Source organism: Ruegeria sp. CG8, from assembly GCF_056537165.1.
Window position 1 is genome coordinate 658,336 of record NZ_JBQFRA010000001.1, and the last position, 25,519, is coordinate 683,854.

The window sequence follows — 25,519 nt, forward strand, 5'->3', positions numbered from 1 at the left end:
TTCAATCCGTGGGATACTATCAGTTCAAAGGGTTATGGTTTGTTCGAAGTTCTAGGCAGGTCGGCTAAGATATTGCCGTAGCGGGTTCCTTCTTCGTGTGCTGATCGCGCAGAACGTTCTTTTGGACTTTTCCCATGGTGTTTCGTGGCAACTCTTGGACGAGTTCGTAGCGACGCGGATGTTTGAAGCGCGACAGCCTTTCCCTGATGATTGATGCAATCTGATCCGTGTCGAGTTCTACGCCTGGCTCAGCAACCAGAGCGGCAATGATCTCTTCCCCGAAGTCGTTGTCAGGGACGCCAAAGACTGCCGACTCCAGTACGCCATCGATGTCGTTTAAAACGTCTTCGATTTCCTTGGGGTAGACGTTGTAACCGCCAGTAATGATGAGGTCTTTTGAACGACCTACAATCGACAGGTAGCCATCCTCGCTGTATTTGCCCAGATCCCCGGTGATAAAGAACCCATTCTCGCGAAGTTCTGCAGCGGTTTTTTCGGGCATCTGCCAATAGCCTTGGAAAACATTAGGGCCGCGTATCTCGATCATTCCAACCGCCCCTCTGGGCAGTTGCTCACCGGTTTCAGGATCAGTGACGATCACCTCGATGCCGGGCAATGCCATGCCAACAGTTCCTGCGCGACGTTCGCCAGTATAAGGGTTCGAGGTGTTCATGTTTGTCTCGGTCATACCGTAGCGCTCCAGGATGCGGTGGCCTGTGCGCGCTTCGAACGCCTGATGGGTTTCGGCCAGCAATGGGGCAGAGCCCGACACGAACAACCGCATGTTCGCCGCCGTCTCTTTGGTGAAACCGTCATCTGCCAGCAATCGAGTGTAGAAAGTTGGGACGCCCATTAGAAGGGTTGAATGCGGTAATTCCTCCAAGATCATTCCAATGTCGAATTTTTCCATCAGCCGAACTTCGGACCCGGCGACTAGTGACGTGTTCATCGCCACAAAAAGCCCGTGCGTGTGAAAGATCGGCAACGCGTGAACCAAGCGATCGTTTTTTGTGATACCCCACAAATTCGCGAGAGCTTGTGCATTGGTCAAAAGGTTCTGGTGGCTCAACATTGCGCCCTTAGAGCGACCCGTGGTTCCCGACGTATAAAGCAAGGCCGCAAGGTCGTCCGGGGCGCGATCAACGGTTTCAAACTCGCGCGGCTGCGTGTCAGCTTGGCGGCTTAAGCTTGATTTTTCACCGCCAAGGGTAAGCAGCCTTGCGCCATACTGATCCGCCAATTTTTTGATCTCAGCTTCGTCTTTGTCGTCGCAGACGATCACCGCAGGCAGGGCGTCAGATGCGAAGTAGTCCAATTCTGCCATTGTGTAAGCAGTGTTTAGCGGCAAATAGACAGCACCTGTCTGAACCGAAGCGGCATAGAGTGCAATCGTATCGGCCAACTTTGGGGCCTGCACAACGATGCGGTCGCCAGGAGAAACTCCGCTGTTCTGCAAAACATGCGCGATCTGCGCAGCGCGTTTCAGAAACGCGTCATATGACACTACCTTTCCGTCATCGAGTAGCAGGAACGGAGCCTCGTTTCCCACGTGGTGGGCAAACAAGCTGTCATAAAGTGTGTTAGTCACGCTGGATTTTCCTCTGGTCTGGCCGCAAGTACTGCGGTTGAAGCCGCGCGCACGGAACGCGAGGTTTCGATTGTGGCGTGCGTCACAAAGTCTTCGTGGTGACGTTCAGTCTTTTTCAAGTCGTAGAGGTAATTGACCATTGCGCCGCCGGATTGGGATCGTCCGTTCTGTGACGGATCGGCCCCGGCATGCAGTTCGTGAAGCTCGGCGCCATTGCCCAGGTGAAAGCGGGCCACAGGGTCCAGCGGCATCCCATCCTCGCGCTTGGCTTGTAACAGGTATCGGGCGGCCATCGCCCGCACGTCCTGCGGAGGGGCTGTTCCCGCAAGTACGGCTTCGGCAGCATGGCCATGCTCGGGATGTCCTGTTTCGCCAGCTAACCACCGGTTCATACCGGGTATCGGAGACAAGGTCACAAATGTGTCGAGGCCCGGAAGCTCTCGCGAAAGTTCGGTCACAACCTGTTTGATCAGCAGGTTTCCAAAGCTGATACCCGTTAAACCCCTCTGGCAGTTTGAAATTGAGTAGAATGCGGCGATTTTGGCCTGTTCTGGTTCGATCGGTTCTCGACCTTCGAACAAAAGCACATCAATCGCGTTCGGAATCTCAGTCGTCAAAGCAACTTCGACAAAAATCAGCGGCTCATCCGGCATTGAGGGATGAAAAAATGCAAAACAGCGACGGTCGGGTGGGAAAAGCCGGCGCCGCAAGTCGTCCAGATCATGAATCTGATGGACGGCCTCATACGCGACGATCTTGTCCAGAACGCGGGCTGGTGTATCCCAGCTGATTTGTTTGAGGACCAGAAAACCCCGGTTGAACCAGCTTCGCAGTAAATGCACGAAATCTACATCTGTGCGCTTGAGTTCGGGGTTGGATTTGAGATAACGCAGCAGGTCAACGCGCATTGCCACAAGCTCTTGCGTCGCGCCGGACGGTTGATTCAGACGGCGCAGCAATTCTTGCCGTTTGGGTTCGGCCGCCTCGCTAAGCCTTTTATAAAGATCGACACTTCTACACTCGGCATAACGACGCGCCGTCTCAGACAGTTGATCCGCGTCTAACTCAAGCTGGTCATTCAAATAAGCGAAGAAGTCCAGTTTTTCCGGGTCGTCCAAGGTCTGGTATCGATCCAGTATCGTTGATGCGAGTGCGAAACCTGATACTTCACCTTCCGCAGACAAGAGTGCTTCACATAGCTCTGATATGGATCGCTTGTCATCCTTGCCCCGCTTTTTGCCGGGGCGGTCGAACAGCTGATCAAGCAAATCGCCCAGAAACCAGTTCCGCTGCATTTCACGACTCCATCTGACTGCTCAGATACTCACCGGTTCGACGGTAATGATCGATCAAATGCCGCGTTGCGCTATCTGCATCGCGATCCAGTGCTGCGTCCAGTATTTCCTGATGCTCTGCGTTGATATCGCGCTTTTTGTAACTCGACCCGCCAGCCGCCAGATATCGATAGCGGATGTTCAGGTCGTAGAGCTGCGAGCAATACCGCAAGAGTAAAGGAAGCCTCGCATTGTCCAACAAGGCCATGTGAAACGCCTTGTGTGCGTCTTCAAAGTCGTGTTCCCCTTTTTGGCTCGCCTTTTTCATATGGTGGTGCCGCAAAACAAGCCTGTCTTCCCAGGCTGAGTCTGCATTGGCGATGGACTTGCGCAACGCGGTTTCTTCAAGACCGCATCGCAACATAAGGATTTCCTCGAAGTTGCATTTGCTTACTGGTGCAGCCCTGAATCCGCGCTGGTCAATTCGTTCCACCAACATATCCGATGTCAAAAGGCTTAGAGCTTCGCGAACCGGGCTTGCGCCGGTCTCAAGGAGCCCACGGAGCTGTTCGATCTTGAGCTTTTGGCCGGGCGGCAGCTCGCCAGTCAGGATCATTTCGCGCAGCTTTCGATACGCACCATGAGTGGCGGATGTCTCTTTAACCTCGGTATCAAGCATGGCTTCCATGTCTGGCATTCCCTTCTACGTGGTGCAGTCTGCTGGGAGCTCTTAGCTGAGCGTTCTCGTTCCAGTCGATAGCCTGATTGTGATGTTCAGCGAGCCCTCGTTTACCAACCATCGCCGCATTACAAAGCTGCGTGCCCCGCTTTTGTGCATCGGGTCATCTTCTGCCAGCTTTCGGGCGGCTTCGAGACTGTCGGCCCTATAGATGATGAGGCCAATCCCCTGCATATGCTCGCCGGTTTCATCCGACATGGGGCCTGCAAAAGCCAGTTGCCCCGAATGTTCAAGCTGCGCCTGATACGCCAGGTGATCTGGCAATGAAGCTTTTACATCTTCGGGCGCTTTGGCTGGCGTGCTCAGCGCGACGTAAAGCTCCAACGCAAGCGCACCGCGGCTTTTTGCTTCTGATTTGTAGTCTGCCCAAGCAACCATTCGCGGCCTCCAAGAAAATCGATATTATTTGACATATTGCAAAATAGTCGGCAAAAATCAAGCAAGCTAACATGGAAGGTGACAATGAAATACCTGGTGGGAGAGACTTCGGAAGGCACAGCGGTTTTTGCCGTGAACGGTGAAAACGCAGTGAATCTAACGGCTTTGGACCCTGCCGTCGGTTCCGACTTGATGGGTTTGATCAGCAAGCCTGGCCTGGCCGACTCGCTGGTTGAAAAAATCACCTCGGCAGATAGTGTGCCGTTATCCTCAGTCACACCGGCGTTGCCCGTGGCGTCACCCGGCACGATCATTTGTATGGGTTTGAACTATACGGATCACATCAAAGAGGGCGGCTACGACATCCCCGAATATCCAACGCTGTTCATGCGCGGTAAGAATTCGATCATGGCGGCGGGCCAGCCTATGGTGCGGCCTGCGTGTTCGGAAAAACTCGACTACGAAGCCGAGCTTATGCTGATCGTTGGAAAACGCGGCCGCCATATCTCGGAGCAGGACGCGCTGGATTATGTCTTTGGCTACACTGTATTCAACGATGGTTCGCTGCGGGACTATCAGCGCAAAACCGTTCAGTGGACGCCCGGCAAAAACTTTGATGACACGGGCGCGATCGGTCCTTTCACCGTGACGCCGGATGAGTTGCCGGAAGGGGCATCAGGTCTGAAGATCGAAAGCCGTGTGGGCGATGAAATCCTGCAAAGCTCGAATACGGCCAATATGATTTGGGGTGTCCGGCAGGTAATTGCGACGATTTCGGAATATACCACTTTGGAGCCGGGGGATCTGATTGCGCTGGGCACGCCGCCTGGTGTGGGACACGCCAAAAAGCCCAACCCCCGTTGGTTGAAGCCCGGCGAAACCGTTGAGGTCGAGATTGAAGGCATTGGAATTTGCGCCAGCCCAGTCATTGACGAAAAAGACGCCAAGTCCAAGGTGGCCGCAGCATGACCGCACCAACCGGGGCAGAGCTGGAAGCACTTCGCGCCAAGGCGCAGCAAGATCATCGTGATCTGCGCGAGCGCATTCCGCGTTTGTCCGACGATGCAATTGCCTTGATCCTTCGCGAGTCCAGGTCTCACTATGCGTGGACCGACCAGCCAGTTTCTGACGATCTGCTCGAAGAGATTTATGACATCACGATCAACGGCGCGACCAGCATGAATACGCTGCCCGCCCGCTTCGTTTTCGTGAAAAGTGCCGAAGGAAAAGAGCGGCTTGCCAAGTCGTTGAAGCCAAAGAACGTTCCAAAAATGATGGATGCGCCGGTCACGGCGATCATTGCCTATGACATGGACTTCTGGAAGGAATTGCCTTTTCTTTTCCCGCACGAAGACCGACGGCCATTGTTTGAGAACAATCCCGAATATGTAGCCGATACAGCGTTTCGCAATGGAACGCTTCAGGGCGCTTACTTCATGATCGCCGCCCGAGCGGTAGGGTTGGATGTCGGTGCTATGTCCGGCTTTTCGAACAAGATCGTCGACGAGGAGTTCTTTGCAGGAACAACGCTCAAGTCGAACTTTTTGTGCAATCTGGGCTACGCAGATGAAACGGGACTGTTTCACAAGCTGCCTCGCTTCCCATTCGAAAAGGTTTGCTCTTATGCATGAGGAGGTGACCCAGTGGCCATGAAAGTGAAACCTGTTGTCACGTACCGCACGACAGCTCAATGCCCGACGCACGCGCGTACCGAAATTCCCATTCGTGATTTGGAGGTTGTCGTCGACGAACCGGTCGAACGGGGCGGAACAAATCTTGGCCCGTCTCCGACCGAAACCGCGATGGCAGCGCTGATCGCCTGCACCAACGTCATTGGGCACAAGAATGCGCACCGTTTGGGAATTGATCTTGGCACAGTGACGATAGACGCGAAATGCAGGTTGGATCGGCGCGGCGTCCTAATGGAAGAAGAGATCGATGTTCCGTTTCCGGAAATCGTACTCACCGTAAATTGTGAAACACCCGCCAGTCAGGAGGAGCTGACACGCGTGGGTGAGGAAACGGCCAAATACTGTGCCATCGCAAAGCTGTTCGAAGCGGCAGGCACTGACCTGACCGTCAACTGGGTCAAAACAAGCAGCTAAAAGTCAATAGACCCGACTTTCTGGGAGGAGAGAAATGAAAAACTGGACCAAACGCAGCCTTGTTGCGGCTGCTGTGGCAAGCGTCATGGCGATGCCTGCCAAGGCGGAAGAGACCATTTCAGCCGTTGTGATTGATGGGTACCCAGATCGGGCCCTATGGGTGAAGGAATTCACCAATTTCTTCATTCCAGAAGTGGACAAGCGGCTGGCTGAGTCCGGTAACTACAGGATGAATTGGCAAGAGAACTATGGCGGTTCGATCGTCAAGCCGAAGGGTGTTTTGGAAGGTGTCCAGCTTGGCCTTGGAGATATTGGGATCGTCACAACGATCTTCCATTCTTCAAAGCTTCCCAGTCAGGGTATCTCGGGTTCGACGCCCTTCGTTGCATCCGACGCCCGTGCTGTGGCCAAAGCCGTGGATGAAATCGCGCGTGAGTTCCCGGCGATGCAAAATGAGTTTGCCGCGCAGAACCAGGTTTACCTGGCAACTGGTGTCGTGCTCGATACCTATCAGGTTTTCTGTACAGAGCCGGTTTCGGCTGTTTCAGATCTGGAAGGCCGAAAAGTGGCCGGAGCTGGACTGAACCTCAGATATCTTGAAGGCATCAAAGACGCGGCCGGGGTACGTGGTGGCCTAACCGATTTCTACAATATGCTTCAAACTGGCCTGGTCGATTGTGCGATGCTTTGGCCCGAGGCTGCCAAAACATTCAAGATCGCCGAAGTAGCTCCTTACATGCTCAAAGCTGACTTGGGTGCGGTGAATTCCAAGACGATAACAGTGAATTCTGACTATTGGGCAAAGTTGCCGGACGAAGTCAAAGACGTTCTTAAGGCCGTCGCCATCGACTACCGTGATCATGTGGCCGGTATCGCTATGGACCGTGCCGCGGCCTCAAGGGATGCCTATACCGAAGCCGGCGGAACGATTGTCGAAGTTTCGGACGAAGAACGAGCGGCTTGGGCCAACGCCATGCCGAATGTCGCACAGGAATGGGCAGCCACCCTGAATGAAAACGGAGAACAAGGCGACGCGATTTTGGCCGCTTACCTCGGCAAGCTGCAGGACGCGGGTTTCACCGGAGTTCGTGACTGGACGGCCAAATAACTGGCTGGCGATCCACGAAAGGGGCCTTTCATGCTGAAGACCGCAGTTGCTGGCTTGTCGCGGGTCGCCAATTCGCTTGCAATCGCCGCCAACGCATTGGGTACGCTTGTCGTCCTGGCGTTGGTGGTCATTCTGAATGTTGACGTCATTGCGCGGGGCCTGTTTTCGGCCCCACTGCGCGGAACCTACGAGATGGTGCAATTCTCGGTCGTGATGATCGTGTTCCTGCAGCTGGCCGATGTGGTCAGAGTGGATCGATTGACGCGCTCGGACGGGTTTTTGAACCTGCTACACCATCGTCGCCCCGGTCTGACAGCCAACCTGAGGCGCATCATCAACGCGATTTCCGCAATCTTCATGGCCCTGATCGCTTATGTAACCTTCCCGGAATTTCTTCATATGTGGGAGACACAGGACTACTTCGGAGTGCCCGGTCTTTTCACATTGCCTTGGTGGCCGGTCAAACTGGTCATCGCGTGCGGTACTGCGCTTGCCTGCGTGATCTTCCTGCTCAAGGTCGTCACGGCGCAGGACCGCCCGCAACTTGTCCGCACCCCAGAGCATGACGAGGCTGCAGAATGACCCCGATCGAGATTGGCCTGATCTCGGTCATCGCCATCGTCTTTCTGATTTACGCGGGCGTTTACATTCCTATCGCTCTGGGCGTGGTCTCGTTCGTGTCGATCTGGCTGATGCGGGACAACTTCACGCTTGCGCTCAACCTGTTGAAAGTGGCGGTTGGCGATAGCGCGATGGAGTATAGTTTTGCGACCATCCCGCTGTTTACCTTTATGGGGCTCATCGTTTCAAAAGCGGGACTAGGCAAGGATATTTACGAGGTCATGACCATGCGATTTCGCAAGGTCAAAGGCGGTATCGGAATGGCGACCGTCGGAGCAAATGCAGTGTTCGCGGCCGTTACCGGGTCGTCCATTGCGTCCGCATCAGTGTTCACCAAAGTCTCGGTCCCGCAGATGATGGCGCAGGCATATAATCCACGTTTTGCGGTTGGGGTTGTAGCCGGGTCTTCGGTCTTGGGGATGATCATCCCGCCGTCGGCAATGCTGATCATCTATTCCTTCGTGGCCGAACAATCCGTTGGGGATATGTTCCTGGCGGGGGTCATTCCAGGGATTATGCTGGCAATCGCTTATGTCGGCGCGATTTGGGTCATGGGGCGCTTCACCCCAGCTTTCGTCGGTGGTCGTGCTGTTGAAGACACCGAGTGGATGTCAGGACGCGAGATCGCCTCCAAGACACTGCCGACACTGTTCATCATTACAATCGTGCTTGGTGGTATCTACACGGGTTGGTTGACGGCAGTAGAAGCAGGGGCCGCCGGGGCTTTCGTTGCGCTAATCATAGCGGTTGCCCGCAAATCGATGTCTCCACGCGCATTCTGGGACGCATTGCTGGAAACCGGTCACATCACGGCGGCGATCCTGTTCCTGATCACAGCCGCTTCAATCTACAGCCGCATGCTGGGACTGGCCGGGCTGCCCAATCAACTGCAGGATCTGCTCGCGGGGAATTCCGCGTCCTTTTGGTCGATCATGCTGCTCTATGTTCTGTTGATGCTGTTTCTGGGAACATTGCTCGACACGGCGTCGATCATTCTAATCGTTGTTCCGTTGTTTCTACCTATGGCCGAGGCGCTGGATATGTCGCTGATCTGGTTCGGCATTATCACCGTGGTCGGAGCCGAAATCGGGCTTTTGACACCGCCTTTGGGCATATCCTGCTTCGTTATCAAATCTACGATCAACGATGACCGCATATCACTCAAAGACGTGTTCATGGGCGCACTTCCCTTTGCGTTCGTGATGCTGATCGTTCTGTTCATTCTGATCGAGTTCCCGATCCTCAGCCTTGCCCTGATTTAAGGAGGCCAAGATGCGCTCTGTCACCAAAGACAATATCACTGACGTCTTCATGGGGTACCTGTCCAAAGACTCCGATCCACGGATGCGCGAAATCATGGGCTCCCTAGTTAAACACCTGCATGATTTCGCTCGGGAAACCAACCTGACGCATGACGAGTGGCGGGCTGGGATTGCGTTTCTGGAAGGCTGCGCCGCGGTGGAAACCGAGGATAGGCATGAATTCGTGCTCGCCTCGGACGTGTTGGGCCTGTCGTCATTGGTTGACATGCTGCATTCCAGCCCTGACGCGACCAGTTCGTCTGTGTTGGGGCCGTTTCACGTCTCTGGCGCACCCCCGCTGCCGATCGGTGGCGATATGAAACGTCACTACGGCGGGCCGGTCCTTCTTGCTGAAGGCGTGATCCGGGATACCGAAGGCAACCCGATCGCCGGTGCAGAGCTGGATATCTGGCAAACGGCGCCAAACGGCCTTTACGCAAGCCAGGACGAAGAGCAAGACACCTTTTCATTCCATGGTCTGATGACGGTCGGCTCAGATGGCCGTTACGCTTTCACCACAGTCAAACCAGTTGAATATACGGTGCCATCTGATGGGCCAGTCGGAGACATTCTGCGAGCCTGTGGTCGCCATCCCTGGCGACCGTCGCACCTGCATTACATCGTCAAGGCTCCCGATTATCGCACTTTGGTGACCGAGATATTTCCCGACGATGATCCCTATCTGGATGAAGACACGGTGTTTGGCGTGCGCGACGATCTGGTGATGACATATGTTGAACGCCCAGCTTCTGAATTTCCTGATGGCATGGAGCTTTCTGGTAAGATCAATGAACCTTTCTTGCATGTGAATTTCGACGTGACGCTTGCCAAGGACTGATTGATAGATAGGAGGCTTGAGGTGCTGAAACGTATCTTCATTTTGGGCGCTGCCCTGTTTTGCAGTGCTGCCATCGCACAAGAGCGGCCCATCTTCGACGCGCATATTCATTACAGCCACGACGCCGTCGAACTGGTGCCACCAGAACAGGTGGCTAAAATCCTTCGGGATGCGGGCGTGCGGAAAGCGCTAGTTTCCAGCTCAGACGACAATGGCACTCAGCTGTTGTTGGCCGCGGCACCGGACATCGTCGTTCCAGCGTTGCGCCCGTACCGTCGTCGCGGTGAAATCAATACCTGGATGCACGATGGAACTGTAATTGACTATCTGGAGGAAAACCTGGCCAAAAACGACTACGAAGCTATCGGCGAGTTTCACGCTTACGGCGACGATATCAAAACGCCGGTCATCCAGCGTATGATTGCACTGGCCAAAGAGCGGAACCTCATTCTACACCACCACGGTGATCGAGAGGCAGTTGACCTGATCTTCGAGACTTGGCCGGAGGCGCGGGTTTTGTGGGCGCATTCTGGCTTTGACGACCCGGCCAGCGTGTCTGACGCTTTGGACACTTATCCCAGGCTTTGGGCGGACTTGGCTTTTCGGTCGGATATGGTTTCACGCGGCCGTTTAGACCCGGATTGGAAGGCCGCGTTCGAGGCGCATCCCGAACGGTTCATGGTTGGGACGGACACATTTGCGCCTGAACGTTGGTACTATGTTGGCCCGCACGCAGATTTTTCGCGTGAATGGCTGGACCTGCTGCCGGATCGGATCGCAGACAACATCGCCTATGCCAACGCTGAACGTTTGCTGGCATCAGAATGATCCGCTGGGTTGCCTGGCTTCTTGCTTCACCGGGCGCAGCAATTGCTTGTAACGCTGTGGGGCAACGCATGGGGTCGGAAGCCCCAGATGCGCCTGCGGTTTATTTGGGTGTCAGCGAAATTTCGTTGGCCCAACCGTTTTCCGTTCTGATTTCAGTCTGCAGTGAAGCAACACCACATGAGGTGCGTGTTGATGCAATCATGCCCGCTCATCAGCACGGTTTGAATTACGTTCCCGAAGTTTCGGCAATGGGCGATGGAATGTTCCAGGTCGATGACTTGCTGTTTCACATGCCGGGACTTTGGGAGCTGCAAGCTGACGTTCACATCGGAGGGCGATCGCTGTCCTACACATCAGAGATTACGCTCAAATGAAGTTCTGGGCTTTAACCGCGCTATTGACGCTTCCGGTTGCGGTACACTCAGAAATTCTATTGTCCGAAGAGGAAATACAGCAAACGCTTTCCTTCGGGCCGTGGCCGCCAACATACCAGCCAGACCCCAGCAACCGCGTTTCAGGTGACACAAGAGCTATTTCGCTCGGCGCGGCTTTGTTCAACGATCCGGTGCTGTCGGTAGACGGCGCTTTTTCTTGCGCGAGTTGTCACGACCCCGAACAGGCATTTGCAACATCCGAGGCACGGGCGCTCGGCCGTGTCAGGTTGGATCGGAACACCCCATCCCTGAGAAACCTTGCGAGTCTGCGCTGGTACGGTTGGGGTGGCAAGAGCGATAGTCTCTGGGCAGCAAGTCTGCATCCGATCATCGAAGAACAAGAGATGGCTCACAGCAGCGAAAGTCTAAAGGCGGCAATTTCCGAGAGTTCTTATGTTGCTGATTTTGAGTCCATTTTCGGCAATATCCGAAGTCAAGACCCGGAGTTGGTCCTGGTCAACACGGCCAAGTCTCTATCAGCCTATTTGGAGACGCTTAGAACCGAGCGGACACAATTTGACAGTTTCCGCGATGCGCTGGAACGCGGAGATCTGTTGGCGGCTGCGAACTATCCCGAAGCTGCTCAGAGAGGTCTAAAGCTCTTTCTGGGGCGCGGGAAATGTGCCCTTTGCCACAATGGCCCGGCATTTTCCAACAATGAATTTCACGACGCCGGTGTGCCTTACTTCCTAAGCGAAACCGAAGTCGATGAAGGACGGTTCGGCGGGTTGAACTTCCTATTTTCAAGCGTCTACACACTGGACGGGGAATGGAACGACGATCCCGCCAAGCAAGGTGCGTGGGCGGTTCGCAGTGTGCATAGGCGTCATTCTGATTTTGGGACCTTTCGTACGCCAAGTTTGCGGGGTGTGGCTGAAACTCCGCCCTATATGCACGACGGCAGTTTGATCGACTTGGACGCGGTGGTCCGGCACTACAGCGAGCTTGATACCGAAAGGCTGCATGCCGACGGTGAGGCCATGCTCTCAGAACTGAGCTTGTCCGAGCAGGAGATCGCTGATCTCATTATGTTTTTGGAGACTTTGTCCGGCGTTGCATGGCCTTGAGATACTCCAATTCAGCCAAAGTGCCGCCTGAGTTATGCGGCACGTCGCATTTTGCTGACCCCCTTTCCACGTCAGAGAGTGTGGCCAACAAAACAAGGTCGTTGCAGTCGCCCGAATGATCTATGCCGAACCCCTTGTTGCCTACTTTGGTCGGGCCGTTCCCGAGTAAAATATCGTCTTGCTCCAGCGCCTGCCCACAAAAACTTTCGTCACTGGTCGCTTCGCATGCTAAAAGGCTGCACTAAGGCAATTGGGTTGGTCGCTTTTAACAAACGGCAAACGGGCAGGTGGCTCAATGACCGCCTCGAGAACTCCCACCTGCCGTTTCTACGACTCGACCTCGCGTTACAGCGTTTCAAACACATGCGAAATCTACAGAAATTCGCCGTCTTCAAATCCTCTGTATTTGACCACTTCAACTAGGAAAGATCGCTAACCAGCCCAAGCCCCTTCAGGCTGATCCGCCTCGCCGGTCGTTGCGAGTGGAGTCAACTTTGTTCCGGATAGGTTCGTGGTTCCCGCGGTAAACTGAGACTGGTTCGACTTCGTCTGACAGCACCGCCACCCATTCCCGACTTTCGCCACTGTTTTCTTGCCACGGGTTTCTGTGGGTAGTACCGTGCGCTGTGCCGCTCTGCCTCGATCAGAGAAAGCGCGATATGCAGACTGAGGCAGCTTTTCCGAAGCGTGCAAAGTTTACTTAAATCCGCCGCGGTCCATTCATCTCTCTGCTTCCATGATGTTGACTGAAAGATGGGATTGCCCACCTCTACAATAGCCAGACAGGAAACCTTTCGCGATCTCTACTCAGACAACACTGCGCCATTCAGGTCAAAGTGCTTTGGGAACATTGCACGCAGAAACCGGAAGACAATTCTCATTGCTTCGTCGCGGTCAAATGAATCCGGGTGGAGTAGGTAGTCAGTCCACATGCCTTCGAGCATTGCGAGTGTGCCGTGTGTGGCGTCCCTGGCAACTTGATTAGGGTGTTCCGTCCCAGTTTCTTTTGCAATTCGAGCGAAAGCGTTGAAAACCAAGTTCCGAAGCTTGGCGTCGCGGGTATCTGAAAACGCAGCGATTGCTGCTCTGTTTCGGGCCTCGCCTCGAAATGCGTACCAAATGGAGACGTTTTTCTTGTTGAGGATGGTTTCACTCAAGTCGCCCCGAACAATCATCTCAATATGTTCCTGTCCGGTTTGCCCGGTCGCTTTCAACAAGTCATAAATGCCGTTGTAGTATTGTTCGGATGAATAGCGGGCGGCTTCGTCGACCAAGTTGTCCTTACCACCAAAATGAAGATGAATCATTCCGCGGGACAGATTTGCGCGTTGGATGATTTCGCTGACTGAGGTCTCGGAAATCCCTTTCTCTGCCACCGAGTCGAGTACGGCCTCGATCAGAGAAAGGCGATTTCGTTCGCGTATTTCTTGTCGTCTTCCAGTCATATGATTAGGCGGCTCTATTTGTTTTCAGTCTCTTGCGGTGGCGTCTAGTGGCCGATGCGAAGTCGGCCAGCCCCGATGTTGAAATAATCAGTTGACACAACTAGTGCAAAAATCCCAGATTTAAATGGACGATTGTCCATTTTGTGATCGACTGTTGTCGCAGCATCGAAAACGACATTCAGCAGGGAAGCATGGCAGGAGTACTACGAAGTGAGACGGGCAAGGGCCTGGCACTTAGCGCGCCTGCGACGCTCTACGTGGGGCTGCTTGTAGCCGTACCGCTCTGTATTCTTGTCGCCTACAGTTTTTGGACCCAGACATATGTCCAGATTGACCGGACATTGACTTGGGCGAACTACCAAGAGGCGTTTACTGACCCCTTGGTTCGACACCTAATGATCCGTTCGGTTGCAATTGCGGGTGCGGTGACATTGGCAACGGTTTGTCTGGCCTATCCGATTGCCTACTTCATTGCTTTTCGTACGCAAAAAAAGACCCTCTGGCTGTTGCTGATCACTATTCCTTTTTGGAGCAGCTACCTTCTGCGCGTGTTCAGTTGGAAACTCATTCTTGGTTTCAACGGGGTGTTGAACTCGGCGCTGATTTCATTGGGTTTGATACAAGAACCACTGACATTTCTTCTCTACAATGAGTTTGCGGTGGTCCTTACGCTCGCCCACGCCTGGGCACCTTTTGCCATCCTGCCGATCTATGTATCGCTACAAAAGATTGACCGCAGCCTTTTGGAGGCCGCAACAGACCTTGGCTGCAGTAAGTTGGAGCGCTTTGTACGTGTGACACTGCCTCTGACGGTGCCGGGGATCATCGCGGCCTGCCTGATCATTTTCATCCCAACCGTCGGCGATTACGTCACTCCGGCCTTGGTCGGTGGATCTCAGGGTAAAATGGTCGCGAACTTGATCCAGGTGCAGTTTGGCGCCGCCAACAACTGGCCATTGGGTGCAACCTTGTCTCTTCTCGCCATGCTTTCGGTCGGCTGCGTTGCGATCCTGTTCGTGGTGGTCGTCACCGCATTGGGTCGGAGGATCAGATGACCAGGGTATTTCGCATCTCATGGTTGCTGGTTTACGCGATTGCCTACCTGGTGTTTCTCTATCTGCCGGTTTTGCTGTTGCCGCTGTTTTCGTTCAATGACGGAACCATCGTGGCGTTCCCGCTCAAAGGTTTCACGTTGAAATGGTACGCGCAGTTGGGTCAGCAAGACACGCTATTGCAAGCCATGGTGAATTCGCTGATCGTCGGCAGCGTGACAGCCGTGATGGCAACTTCTCTGGGTCTCTTTGCAGCTCGCGCCTATGTCCGTTATCGCTTCACTGGGCGTGAGTTGTCCGAGGGACTGGTCATGCTTCCACTGGTCATTCCCGGCATCATCGTTGCCAGTTCAATGCTGGTTCTGTTTATCAGCATCGGGCTGAAACCATCGCTGACCACCGTGATCCTTGGGCATGTGTTTGTGGCGCTGCCCTTTTCCGTGTCGATCATGAAGTCTGCGTTTGACGATTTCGACCAGTCTTTGGAGGAGGCCGCGTTCGATCTTGGTGAAAGCGTTGTTGGAACGTTTCGACGTGTTACCCTGCCAATCGTCGCGCCGGGTATCATTGCCAGCCTGTTGGTCACCTTTACAGTGTCGTTTGACGAGTTCGTCTTGGCCTTTTTCCTATCCGGAAACAGCCCAACACTGCCGGTTTATATCTGGAGCCAGATCCGCTTCCCGGCAAAACTGCCCAACACGTTGGCACTGGGGTCGCTGCTTTTACTGTCATCGGTCCTGCTGCTGTTGATTGCCGAATATTTCCGCCGCCGTTCCATCCAGTCCTCAGATTGAAGCCAAAGGAAGCAAGTAAGATGAGCGAACAGAACATCATCGAAATTCGGGGCGTAGAAAAACGCTTTGGTTCCTTTGTGGCTGTGTCCGATCTGAACCTGACCTTGAAAGAAGGTGAGTTCTTTTCGTTGCTTGGCCCTTCAGGCTGCGGCAAGACAACGGCTTTGCGCATCATCGCGGGCTTTCAGGATCACGAAGAAGGCGAGATCCGGATCGATGGTCGAACGATGGGAGAGGTGCCTGCCAATAAGCGCCCTACAAATATGGTGTTCCAAAGTTATGCGATCTTTCCGCACCTGAACGTTGGCGACAATGTTGGCTTCGGATTGCGCAAGACAAAGCTGTCTCGGAGGGAAATCAAAGAGCGTGTTGCCGAGGCGCTTGAAATGGTCGAGCTTGGCGGCCTGCAGGACCGAAAAGCCAACGAATTGTCGGGAGGTCAGCGGCAACGTGTGGCACTCGCCCGGGCACTCGTTATGCGGCCCAAGGTATTGCTATTGGATGAACCGTTGTCTGCGTTGGACAAAAACCTGCGCGAAACGATGCAGTTGGAGATGCGACGCCTTCAACAGAAGCTTGGAATTACTTTCGTCATGGTCACGCATGACCAGTACGAGGCGATGACCATGTCCGACCGCATCGGCGTCATGTTCGCCGGGCAGCTCAAGCAGGTGGATAAGCCAGAGGTCCTGTATTCCCAACCCTGCAACCGGGAAGTGGCTTCTTTCATCGGTGGAATGAACTTTCTGGATGCCGAAGTGACTTCGGAGAATTCTGAAACGCTCGAAGTCAACGTCAAGGGCTTTGGAAAGATGGAAATCGGGGTGAACCCCAACGTCCAGGTACATGACAAGGAACTCCTTGTCGGGGTTCGGCCTGAGCAACTGGAAATCAGCTCGGAAGAACCGGATGGCTACGATGCTCTTGTTCAGGGCGAGGTTTCGGACGTCGCCTTTTATGGTGAGAGTGTCCACTACTATGTGCGCGTCGACGGTCTGAAAGACAGCATCGCCGTCGCAGTACCAAACTACTTTCACACGGTCGACCACACGCGCGGCGATACCGTCTGGCTTGGCGTTCAAAGCGCCTCGGTGATTGATTTGGGTAAGCGTGAATCTTTGGGAGGAGAACAATGATTAAAACAGCATCACTTACGGCAGCCGTAGTTGCCACCTTTACCGCGGGCCAAGCTCTGGCGAACGCCGCTGACCTGACCGTTTTTGACTGGTCCGGATATGAGGATCAGGGTTTCTACGGCGATTATGTCGAAAAGTACGGTGGGGCGCCCAGCTACACCTATTTTGGCAGCGTGGAAGAAGCGTTCACCAAGCTTCAGTCCGGGTTTGAAGCCGATTTGGCTCACCCTTGCACAGATGCTCTGAGGAAATGGGTGGCGGCAGATTTGATCAAGCCAATCGACACCAGCAAGCTGGAGAATTGGGACAAGTTGATGCCCAAGATCAAAGAGGTCGATGGCATCACGATCGATGGGCAGACCTACATGGTGCCGTTTGAGTGGGGCAACACTGGCCTGATCTATCGCACCGATATGATTTCGGCGGATGATGTTTCGCTGCAATTGCTTGCAGATCCCGCCTATCAGGGCAAAGTCGCCATTCCGGACGCCGCTTCCAGTGCCTTTGCAATGGCAGCCTTGGCAACCGGCGCCTCCAGCTATACCGATATGAGTGACGAGGAATTCCAAAAAGCGGCGGACTATCTGCGCGCGGTTCATCCGAACGTGCGGTTTTATTGGTCCGATGCCGGCCAACTGGATCAGGCAATTGCCAGCGGTGAGGTCACGCTGGGTTGGGGATGGAACCAATCGGAACTGAACCTGATCTGGAACGAAACCCCAGCGGTCATGATGCGTGATGTGGACAAAGGCATCGCGACCTGGGTCTGCGGTTATGTACATCTGAAATCTGCGAAGCAGTCGGATGAGCAGGTCTATGACATGCTGAACGCGCTCAGCTCCGCGGCAAGTGGGAAGTACATCATTGAAAGTTGGGGGTACGCCCACGCCAATGAAGACGCTTTTGCAAAGGCAGACCCGGAGTTGATCGAAACTTACGGGTTCTCGGATGTGGACAGCTTCTTTGAAGGCAGCTTGTTCTTCGACGCCGTTAACCCCGAGTTGGAGGCCAAGATGTTGAAGGAATTCGAGCGCATTAAAGCGGGCTTCTAAGGGCGCTCTTACAACACAGCCGGGAATGGTGGGGATGTAGAAACCCTTCCATTCCCACGAAACTATTTCCGATTTTCTTGGAGGAAGCGCGGCAATGTCAGGCGCTGACGGATATTCTGTACTCTTTGAACCGGTTCAAATTGGGCCAGTGACGGCTCGAAACCGGTTCTACCAAGTGCCCCACTGCAACGGCATGGGGCACTTGCGACCGCAGGCCGAGGCTGCCATGCGGGCAATGAAGGCCGAGGGTGGTTGGGCCGTCGTCTCCAACCAGGAGACGGAAATTCACCCGACTTCTGACCTGTCCCCGTTTGCCGAAAACCGACTTTGGGATGAGCGGGATATCCCGGCGCTGCGCCTGATGACCGAGGCGGTGCATGGAAAGGGGTCTTTGGCGGCTATTGAATTGGCGCATAACGGTCACCACGCGCAAAATCATCTGAGCCGGGCCCCTTTGCTGGCGCCTTCAGAACTTGCCTTGCAAACTGCTTATCCCAAGCAAGCCAGGGCGATGGATAAGGCGGACATTCGCGAATTTCGCAAGTGGCATCGCGCAGCGGCTCGCCGTTCGCGCGAAGCCGGGTTCGACATCGTGTATGTATATGCCGGGCATCACATGACCTTGCCTCATCATTTCCTGCTGCCACAGTTCAATGATCGAACGGATGAGTATGGAGGTTCACTGGAGAACCGGGTGCGGCTAACCCGCGAGCTTCTTGAAGAAACCAAGGAAGAGGTTGGAGACGATTGCGCCATTGCCCTGCGATTTGCGGTTGACGAAATGCTCGGGGCAGACGGCATGCAAGCGCAGGAAGAAGGCCGTGCTGTAGTCGAGTTGCTGGCCGAGCTTCCTGACCTTTGGGATGTTAACGTGGCAGATTGGAGCAACGACTCTGCAACTACCCGATTCGAGCCCCGCGACGGCTTTCAAACCTCATATATCGAATTCGTGAAACAGGTGACTTCCAAACCTGTTGTTGGCGTCGGGCGTCTTACGTCGCCGGATTTGATGGCGTCACTGGTCAGGAAAGGCATTCTTGATTTTATCGGCGCGGCGAGGCCATCCATCGCTGATCCGTTTCTGCCCAACAAAATCAAGGAAGGTCGCATCGAAGAAATCCGTGAGTGCATCGGTTGCAATATCTGTGTTTCATCCGACTCTCTCGGTGTCCCCATACGCTGCACACAAAACCCGACCATGGGCGAAGAGTGGCGGCGGAAATGGCATCCAGAGTTCATTGAGCGTCGGGGGAAAGAGAAAACTGCGCTCGTTGTGGGCAGCGGACCAGCCGGACTTGAATGCGCCATGCAATTGGCGCGGCGGGGATACGAGGTAACTCTGGCGGAAGCCAAGCAAGAGCTTGGCGGCCGTGTCTTGCAGGAGTCTGGTCTGACCGGGCTGTCCGCTTGGAAACGCGTCACAGATCATAGGATTTATGACCTTAGGCAAAGAGGGAACGTTCAACTGTTCACCGACAGCCTGTTGTCAGCAACCGAGGTTGTCGAGCTGGCTATTCCGAACGTCTTTGTCGCAACTGGCGCAAAATGGCGACGAGACGGGCGCGGGAAATCTGGATTTCACGGCGTATCAATAAGCGCCGGCGCTCAGGTATTTACGCCGGATGACATTATGTCAGGGACACTGCCGGGGAGCGGTCCGGTTTTGGTCTACGATGATGAACAGGCATATCTCGGTGGTGTATTGGCGGATCATCTGGCTCGGGCTGGACATGAGGTCGTCTTTGTAACCCCGGCTTCAATGGTTTCGCCGTTTACTGAACTAACGCTGGAACAAACTCGAGTACAACGCAGTCTTCTGGAGGGCGGCGTTCAACTGGTCCTGTCTCATACATTGGACAACGTGGCGCCGGGGCAGGCGACCGTGCGATGTGCGTACACGGGGCGAGAACAGACCAAAGACTGTGGTTCAGTTGTGTTGGTGACGCAGCGCGCGCGCGAAACCAACCTCTACGATGAGCTGCGCAGCTTGGCCAGCAACCCGCTGACTACGTTGGAATTGATCGGGGATGCAGCAAACCCCGGCTTGATCGCGGACGCAGTATATTCGGGCCACATGGCTGCTCGGAATTTCGAGCGCGAGGCGGGCGAAATTGACCGCGAATTTTTCCGTCGGGAACTCGTTTCCCTTGAATTTGTTTGAGGTGCGCCATGCCAAAAGATGATTTGCAAGTTATGCGCGACTTGATGGGCTCGCAACGTGAAGGGTTCGCCTTGCCTCGTCACTTCTACACGTCTCAAGCCGTATACGAGAACGATATCAGTGCGTTCTGGAACCGAAACTGGATCTGGGTCGGCCATGTTAGCCAGGTCCCTGAGCCGGGTGATTATTTCCTGTTCGACTATGGACCCGAGTCCATCATTATCGTTCGGGATCGTGAGGGCGAAGTGCGCGGGCATCTGAACGTATGCCGCCATCGTGGATCGCGGGTTTGCATCGAACGGAAAGGCAAAGCCCGCAACTTCATATGTCCGTATCACGCGTGGACTTTCGACTTGAACGGCAAACTGCGGAACGGTCGATCAATGGGATCGGATTTTGATCCGGGCCAGTATGGGTTGTTCCCGGTTCAGGTGAAGATATACCAAGGTCTGATATTCGCCTGTGCAGCCGCGAATGCACCACCTCTGGATGCCGCGTTGGAGCGACTCGCCCCACTTTCAAAGCCGTTTGACTTTGAAAATCTGAAGGTCGCTCATGAAGCCTCGTATCCGGTTCCCGCGAACTGGAAACTGGCCTTGGAAAACTATCTGGAGTGCTATCACTGCGCCCCGTCTCATCAGGACTATTCGCGCAGTCACTCGTTGAAAGATCCTGCTCAAGTTCTTGAGTTCAGTGGCGCTCTTCACGAGCGGATGGACGAAGTCGGAGTTCCCTTGGAGGAATTGGACCTGACCGGAGAAAACGCGTTCGCGCCGGGTGCAGATGTCTATTGGCGGCGCTACCCGCTGTTTCCCGGGTATTTGACGGGCAGCAAGGATGGTACGCCTTTGGCTCCCGCTCTTGGAGAGCTAAAGGGTCACGACGGCGGTGCCACCGATCTGGGGATCGGGACTTTGAACTACTTCCTCGTTTATGCAGATCACATGGTCGGCTACCGGTTCGTTCCGCGCGCCCTGCAGGAAACGGATATTCAGATCGTTTGGTATGTGCGCGGCGATGCTCGAGAGGGTCGTGACTACGACAAGAATGCGTTGACATGGCTCTGGCATGTCACGTCGCTCGATGATGAGCGGATCATCCGTCACAATCAGGAAGGTGTGAACTCCCACCATTTCGTGCCGGGACCGCTGTCCGAGATGGAGTGGAGCATTCCTGGTTTCTATCGCAACTACTTCAGCATGATCTGACACGCTCAGAATTCGGAGAAACACCATGACAGAGTTAACGAAGCGCAGATCAAGACGGCGCGGGGGCGGGCGCGAGGCACGTGCTGCCGTGCGAACCAGCAATGTCGCTTCGCAGGCAATCTGGCCGGGGATTGCCGGAGGAAGATACAAGCCCCTTTCAGACGCTGACATTGCGCGCATTCATGAAGCCGCCCTGAGTATTCTGGAGCGTACGGGCGTCGGTGATCCAACACAGGAAGTTCTTGATCTCGTGCTGCCCAAAGGGGCGACGGTGAACGAGCACGGCAGGCTATGCTTTCCTCGGGCCTTGATGGAAGACCTGTTGGCCAAGACCGCAAGCGAATTCTATGTCCATGCACGCGGATCTCGGGCCGGAAAGGACGATATGCACTGCACCAAGGACAAGGTGTATTACGCAAATTCCGGTACGGCGGTGACAACGTTTGACGCGGAAACGCGCAGTTACCGACCATCGACGCTCAAGGATATCTACGATTTCACCCGTCTTGTAGACCGGCTCGACAACATTCACATGACCGGTGATACGGTTCTGGCAACGGATGTCCCGCAGGACTACGAGCATGACATGAGCATGCTATACGCCATTCTGGCGGGAAGCGAGAAACCGTCCTGCCTGACATTCCGCACGCGCGAACACATAAAAGACGCCATTCATATGTTCGATTTGGCATCGGGCGGGGAGGGAAAGTTCCTTGAAAAGCCTTCGGTGATTTTTGGAGGCTGTCCCATCGTCTCACCGCTTCGGTTCGGGCGGGAAAACCTGGAAATCCTGATTGATACTGCAAAAATGGGCCTTGTCTGCGACCTTGCCGTTCCGCCACAAGCCGGAGCCACGTCACCAGCGCCATTGGCCGGCACGCTGGCGCAGGCGGTGGCCGAGACCCTTTCCTGCGTGGCCGTTGCCAACCTGATCAACCCAGGAACACCTGTCGTCTTTGCGGCTTGGCCGTTCATTACTGATCTGCGCACTGGATCGTTTACTGGCGGAAGTGGCGAGCAGGCTTTGATTTCAGCCGCTGCTATTCAGATGGGCAACTTCTACAACCTACCAACCAGCGTCGGATGTGGAATGACGGATTCCAAAATCCCCGATGCGCAATATGGGCTGGAAAAAGCGCTTACCTTCGCTTTGGCGGCCCATGCGGGAGCAAACCGGTTGTGCGAGTTTGGTGGAATGCTCGGCAGCCTGATGGGCTGTAGCTTTGAGTCAATGGTGATCGACAACGAGGCAGCGGGCATGATCTCTCGAACACTGCGCGGGATCGAGGTGAGTGACGATACGCTTTCGGTCGACGTCATCCATGAATGCGCAACAGATCCCGGTCATTTCCTTGGTAATGCGCAGACCTTGCAATACATGGAGACCGAGTATGTCTACCCAACCTTGATGGATCGGGAGCTTACCGACACTTGGGAGAAGGCAGGCCGTCAGGATATGTTCGAGCGGAGCAGGTCGGTTGTGAACGATATCCTATCCAATCACTACCCGAACTACTTTGGCAGCAAGGCTGATGAAGAGGTTCGATCCAAGTTTCCGATCAAGTTGCCGCCTGAAGTAATGCGGGCTGGGTGAGCGTAGCAGGTCGCGGTAGGGGCTCGCCACTTGCAAGGTTGCGAGGCCACCCCGAAGCCATTCCTAAGTTCTCAACGCATTCTGGCGCGTCAGGTCCTCGGTCGCCAGCCGGATGCCCTTTTCAAGGATGTCGAACATCTGGTTCAACTCGTCTTCCGAAATGATCAACGGCGGAGAAAACACACACATATTGATGATTGGCCGCAGGATCAGTCCGTTCTCCTGACAATGATGATCGATCAATGCGCCAACTGATTTATCAAGATCCAGCAAGTTATCGGCTTTGGCGTCCGCAACACACTCAACACATCCAACCAGCCCCATACCGCGGGCATCACCGACGAGCGGCAATTCAGCTAGGGCCTGAAGGCGTTCTGCGAACAGCGGCGTGATCGCGCGGACATGCTCAAGAACGCCGTCACGCTCCATGATTTCGATCGTCTTCAAACCGGCCGCCGCGCTTACTGGGTGGCCCGAATAGGTGAAGCCATTAGAAAAGGTAGCGTCCTGGGCGTGTTCGCCGCTTATTTCTGCTATCAGCCGATCAGAAATGATGCAGGCCCCCATCGGCACATACCCTGAAGTCATTCCCTTCGCGCAGGTGATGATATCCGGCTGAATACCGAAGACGGCTTCGGACGCAAACCAATGCCCAAGCCGTCCGAACCCAGTCACAACCTCGTCCGAGATATACAGGACATCGTACTTTCGGCAGATTTCCAGACAGCGCAGATGATATCCCGGTGGAGGTACGATGACACCTCCAGAGCACAAGATCGGTTCAGCGATAAAAGCTGCGACCTTGTCTGCTCCGGTCTGCAGGATCATGTTTTCCAGATCCGCTATTTTTTCGTCCAGAAAGTCGTCGACTGTCTGCTCGGGGCGACGCGTATAAGGATTCACATTCGGCAGGAAGCGCGTCAGGTGACTTGCCTGGTCCAGCCAACCTTTGTCTCGCTCTTTTCCGGACACTGAGGCCGCCAGGTAGGTCGATCCGTGATAGGCTTTCTGCCGCGATATCACGATCTTCTTTTCAGGCTTGCCCAGAAGGTTGTTGCGAAACTGCACAAACCGAAGAGCGGAATCCACGGCGGTTGAGCCACCTGTCGTGAAGAACACATGGTTCAGGTCGCCCGGCGTCCTCTTGGCGATCTCATGCGCCAACCGGGCGGGGGCTGAGTTGGCATTGTTGAAGGGCGAAAAATACGCCATCTCTTTCGCCTGCTGGGCCATGGCATCGGCAATTTCAGTGTTTCCATAGCCCAATTGCATACACCACATGCCAGCAGGGCCGTCTATTAGGCGCTTTCCGTCCTCAGTGAAGACGTGAACGCCCAGACCGCTTTCTGCAAAGGTGCGTTCGTTTTGGCCCAGGCATGACATACCTTCCCACGGGTGCAGGAAATGTTCGTTGTCCCACTCGCGAATGGACCGAAAGTCAGAGTTGGAAAGGGTCATGCAGCGCCTTGATGAAATGGAAATCACAAAATGAACGAACATTCATTCAATGTCAATTCTTGAACTTTCGCTCTGCTGAATGCGAGAAGACAAAGTGCGACCACCCAGCGGAGGACAAACAAGATTACTCTCGAGCCCAATATACCAACCAATGCCCGTGATCTGGGTAAGCTGCAGAACCGAAAGCAGTTGATCCAATCGGCTGCAGACGCCATCCATAAGTACGGAATTCGCGGCACAACCTCGGCGAGAATCCAAGAGTTGTCGGGACTGTCGCAAGGGATGGTAAACCTACACTTTGGCTCCAAAGAAAGGCTGCTGCTTGCGGTGGCTGAGGAATTGTCAATCCGCTACGCGGAGCAGTGGAAGGGCATCGCAGCCAATCCCGACTTGGACCCGGCAGACAAGTTAATCTCTATCATCAAAGCAGACTTTGATCCCTTGGTCCTAAATGCACGGGACGTCGCAATCTGGTTTTCCTTCCGGGCTGAAGCGGTCTCGAACCCGAAGGTATTTCCTTTCATCGACTCGCGAGACAAAGGTTTCAGGGCGGCGATACTGGAGCTGTTGGAGCAAATAAAGGTCGAAGGCCAGTACGATGACGTAGACGCCAAACTTGCAACAGACGCATTGGTTGCTTTGCTGGAAGGACTCTGGACCGACTACCACTTGCACACAGATATCTTCAAACCCTCAGAGGCTTTGAGGATCTGCCTGTTCGTACTGCAATCGATGTTTCCAAAACACTTTAGCAATCAGAAGATCTAAGGATGAAGGTGGCTTTGGAAAATAGGAACCTACCAAGGTCAATCCCTAATCCGTCCGTGTCTCGTGAATGAATCGCCGCAAGTCATTAGTCATTGGTTGGGCCCATAAGCCGCACATGAGCAATGCAAAACACCAAATAGCAGCGCGCCGATGATCAGCGAACTAGCCGAAGCTTCCAACCCGCGGCCGCGCGCGATCAGCAAGATTCCAATAACAAAGTCAGTAGAAAACCCCAGATGATAGTATGAGCTGCGCCGGCATCTTCAATCCCACCGGACATGACCGTTTGCGCAACAAGGACATCAGCGTCGGCATATGTAGCAAGAAGTCGCATGGTTGGGGGCAGGACATCCAAACGGACACCAACCTCATTGGTTGCTCCTAACGATGTCGGACGTTCGTCAGAACTGCCGACATGACCGGGTTACGGACAAAGTCATCTAGGATTCTTCAAACAGATCGGTCATCCGTAGGATTACACTACACGGCGGTGGAGAGTTGTTGTCTCTTCTGGGAGTATAGTGTCTCAATTCAAGCCCTCCTTGCATGCTGAGAAGGCCGTTATGGCTC

The 25,519-nt window shown here is 54.5% G+C and carries 24 protein-coding genes and 1 pseudogene; 19 read left to right on the top strand and 6 right to left on the bottom strand.

What is annotated here, in order from left to right:
• Positions 1 to 64: 64 nt before the first annotated feature.
• Genes ACR0EF_RS03225 through ACR0EF_RS03240 form a run of 4 tightly spaced genes read right to left on the bottom strand, consistent with a single transcriptional unit; the run spans position 65 to position 3,979 of the window.
• Positions 65 to 1,588: a malonate--CoA ligase gene (locus tag ACR0EF_RS03225; RefSeq protein ID WP_170371444.1), complete on the bottom strand. Its 1,524-nt coding sequence runs from the start codon at positions 1,586 to 1,588 to the stop codon at positions 65 to 67.
• Entirely contained in the window at positions 1,585 to 2,883 is a 1,299-nt protein-coding gene (locus ACR0EF_RS03230; RefSeq protein WP_170371442.1) for a malonyl-CoA decarboxylase, read from the bottom strand. Before ACR0EF_RS03230 ends, ACR0EF_RS03225 begins: the two co-directional genes overlap by 4 nt.
• A gap of 1 nt (position 2,884) precedes the next feature.
• Positions 2,885 to 3,550, bottom strand: coding sequence for a GntR family transcriptional regulator (locus ACR0EF_RS03235; protein WP_170371440.1), 666 nt, complete (start codon positions 3,548 to 3,550; stop codon positions 2,885 to 2,887).
• Positions 3,551 to 3,592: 42 nt separating this feature from the next.
• Entirely contained in the window at positions 3,593 to 3,979 is a 387-nt protein-coding gene (locus tag ACR0EF_RS03240; protein ID WP_170371438.1) for a YciI family protein, read from the bottom strand.
• Positions 3,980 to 4,015: 36 nt separating this feature from the next.
• On the opposite strand from ACR0EF_RS03240, the gene ACR0EF_RS03245 reads away from it, so the two are divergent.
• The 11 genes and pseudogenes from ACR0EF_RS03245 to ACR0EF_RS03295 form a co-directional block, all read left to right on the top strand.
• Positions 4,016 to 4,948, top strand: coding sequence for a fumarylacetoacetate hydrolase family protein (locus tag ACR0EF_RS03245; RefSeq protein ID WP_480771313.1), 933 nt, complete (start codon positions 4,016 to 4,018; stop codon positions 4,946 to 4,948).
• Complete coding sequence (locus ACR0EF_RS03250; RefSeq protein ID WP_170339949.1) at positions 4,945 to 5,610, top strand: malonic semialdehyde reductase; 666 nt, start codon at positions 4,945 to 4,947, stop codon at positions 5,608 to 5,610. Before ACR0EF_RS03245 ends, ACR0EF_RS03250 begins: the two co-directional genes overlap by 4 nt.
• Positions 5,611 to 5,628: 18 nt before the next feature.
• On the top strand, positions 5,629 to 6,084 hold the full coding sequence (locus ACR0EF_RS03255; protein WP_170371436.1) for an OsmC family protein: 456 nt from the start codon (positions 5,629 to 5,631) through the stop codon (positions 6,082 to 6,084).
• A 34-nt stretch (positions 6,085 to 6,118) separates the two neighbouring features.
• Positions 6,119 to 7,192 carry a C4-dicarboxylate TRAP transporter substrate-binding protein gene (locus ACR0EF_RS03260; protein WP_170366813.1) on the top strand — a complete coding sequence of 358 codons (1,074 nt, stop codon included), beginning with the start codon at positions 6,119 to 6,121 and terminating at the stop codon, positions 7,190 to 7,192.
• 30 nt (positions 7,193 to 7,222) lie between these two features.
• Positions 7,223 to 7,774, top strand: coding sequence for a TRAP transporter small permease subunit (locus ACR0EF_RS03265; protein ID WP_170363803.1), 552 nt, complete (start codon positions 7,223 to 7,225; stop codon positions 7,772 to 7,774).
• Positions 7,771 to 9,075, top strand: a complete 1,305-nt coding sequence (locus ACR0EF_RS03270) for a TRAP transporter large permease (protein WP_170371434.1) — start codon at positions 7,771 to 7,773, stop codon at positions 9,073 to 9,075. Before ACR0EF_RS03265 ends, ACR0EF_RS03270 begins: the two co-directional genes overlap by 4 nt.
• Before the next feature lie 10 nt (positions 9,076 to 9,085).
• Complete coding sequence (locus ACR0EF_RS03275; protein WP_170371432.1) at positions 9,086 to 9,952, top strand: dioxygenase family protein; 867 nt, start codon at positions 9,086 to 9,088, stop codon at positions 9,950 to 9,952.
• A 21-nt stretch (positions 9,953 to 9,973) separates the two neighbouring features.
• The gene (locus tag ACR0EF_RS03280) at positions 9,974 to 10,780 is read left to right on the top strand and encodes an amidohydrolase family protein (protein WP_170371415.1); all 807 of its coding nucleotides are present in this window, start codon (positions 9,974 to 9,976) and stop codon (positions 10,778 to 10,780) included.
• On the top strand, positions 10,777 to 11,154 hold the full coding sequence (locus ACR0EF_RS03285; protein ID WP_170371413.1) for a hypothetical protein: 378 nt from the start codon (positions 10,777 to 10,779) through the stop codon (positions 11,152 to 11,154). The genes ACR0EF_RS03280 and ACR0EF_RS03285 overlap by 4 nt, the downstream gene beginning before the upstream one ends.
• Positions 11,151 to 12,281: a cytochrome-c peroxidase gene (locus tag ACR0EF_RS03290; protein WP_170371411.1), complete on the top strand. Its 1,131-nt coding sequence runs from the start codon at positions 11,151 to 11,153 to the stop codon at positions 12,279 to 12,281. Before ACR0EF_RS03285 ends, ACR0EF_RS03290 begins: the two co-directional genes overlap by 4 nt.
• A 255-nt stretch (positions 12,282 to 12,536) precedes the next feature.
• Positions 12,537 to 12,788, top strand: a pseudogene (locus ACR0EF_RS03295) (IS6 family transposase); the annotation flags it as partial.
• Between the two features lie 296 nt (positions 12,789 to 13,084).
• Here ACR0EF_RS03295 and ACR0EF_RS03300 read toward each other — a convergent pair.
• Entirely contained in the window at positions 13,085 to 13,726 is a 642-nt protein-coding gene (locus ACR0EF_RS03300) for a TetR family transcriptional regulator C-terminal domain-containing protein (RefSeq protein WP_170339930.1), read from the bottom strand.
• Positions 13,727 to 13,917: 191 nt separating this feature from the next.
• On the opposite strand from ACR0EF_RS03300, the gene ACR0EF_RS03305 reads away from it, so the two are divergent.
• The 7 genes from ACR0EF_RS03305 to ACR0EF_RS03335 all read left to right on the top strand — a co-directional run bounded on the left by ACR0EF_RS03305 (position 13,918) and on the right by ACR0EF_RS03335 (position 22,723).
• On the top strand, positions 13,918 to 14,781 hold the full coding sequence (locus ACR0EF_RS03305; RefSeq protein WP_170339927.1) for an ABC transporter permease: 864 nt from the start codon (positions 13,918 to 13,920) through the stop codon (positions 14,779 to 14,781).
• Complete coding sequence (locus tag ACR0EF_RS03310) at positions 14,778 to 15,572, top strand: ABC transporter permease (RefSeq protein ID WP_170339925.1); 795 nt, start codon at positions 14,778 to 14,780, stop codon at positions 15,570 to 15,572. The genes ACR0EF_RS03305 and ACR0EF_RS03310 overlap by 4 nt, the downstream gene beginning before the upstream one ends.
• A gap of 20 nt (positions 15,573 to 15,592) precedes the next feature.
• Positions 15,593 to 16,708, top strand: a complete 1,116-nt coding sequence (locus tag ACR0EF_RS03315; protein WP_170371410.1) for an ABC transporter ATP-binding protein — start codon at positions 15,593 to 15,595, stop codon at positions 16,706 to 16,708.
• Entirely contained in the window at positions 16,705 to 17,760 is a 1,056-nt protein-coding gene (locus tag ACR0EF_RS03320; protein ID WP_170371408.1) for an ABC transporter substrate-binding protein, read from the top strand. Before ACR0EF_RS03315 ends, ACR0EF_RS03320 begins: the two co-directional genes overlap by 4 nt.
• Positions 17,761 to 17,854: 94 nt before the next feature.
• Positions 17,855 to 19,921 (top strand): oxidoreductase, encoded by a 2,067-nt coding sequence (locus tag ACR0EF_RS03325; RefSeq protein ID WP_170371406.1) that lies wholly within the window; start codon positions 17,855 to 17,857, stop codon positions 19,919 to 19,921.
• 8 nt (positions 19,922 to 19,929) lie between these two features.
• Positions 19,930 to 21,129, top strand: a complete 1,200-nt coding sequence (locus tag ACR0EF_RS03330; protein WP_170371404.1) for an aromatic ring-hydroxylating oxygenase subunit alpha — start codon at positions 19,930 to 19,932, stop codon at positions 21,127 to 21,129.
• A gap of 25 nt (positions 21,130 to 21,154) precedes the next feature.
• Positions 21,155 to 22,723 (top strand): trimethylamine methyltransferase family protein, encoded by a 1,569-nt coding sequence (locus tag ACR0EF_RS03335; RefSeq protein ID WP_170371402.1) that lies wholly within the window; start codon positions 21,155 to 21,157, stop codon positions 22,721 to 22,723.
• 63 nt (positions 22,724 to 22,786) lie between these two features.
• Here ACR0EF_RS03335 and ACR0EF_RS03340 read toward each other — a convergent pair whose 3' ends face one another.
• Positions 22,787 to 24,181, bottom strand: coding sequence for an aminotransferase (locus ACR0EF_RS03340; protein WP_170371560.1), 1,395 nt, complete (start codon positions 24,179 to 24,181; stop codon positions 22,787 to 22,789).
• Between the two features lie 189 nt (positions 24,182 to 24,370).
• Here ACR0EF_RS03340 and ACR0EF_RS03345 point away from each other — a divergent pair, with 189 nt between their 5' ends.
• Positions 24,371 to 24,949: a TetR/AcrR family transcriptional regulator gene (locus ACR0EF_RS03345; protein ID WP_254437696.1), complete on the top strand. Its 579-nt coding sequence runs from the start codon at positions 24,371 to 24,373 to the stop codon at positions 24,947 to 24,949.
• The last annotated feature ends 570 nt before the right edge of the window (positions 24,950 to 25,519 follow it).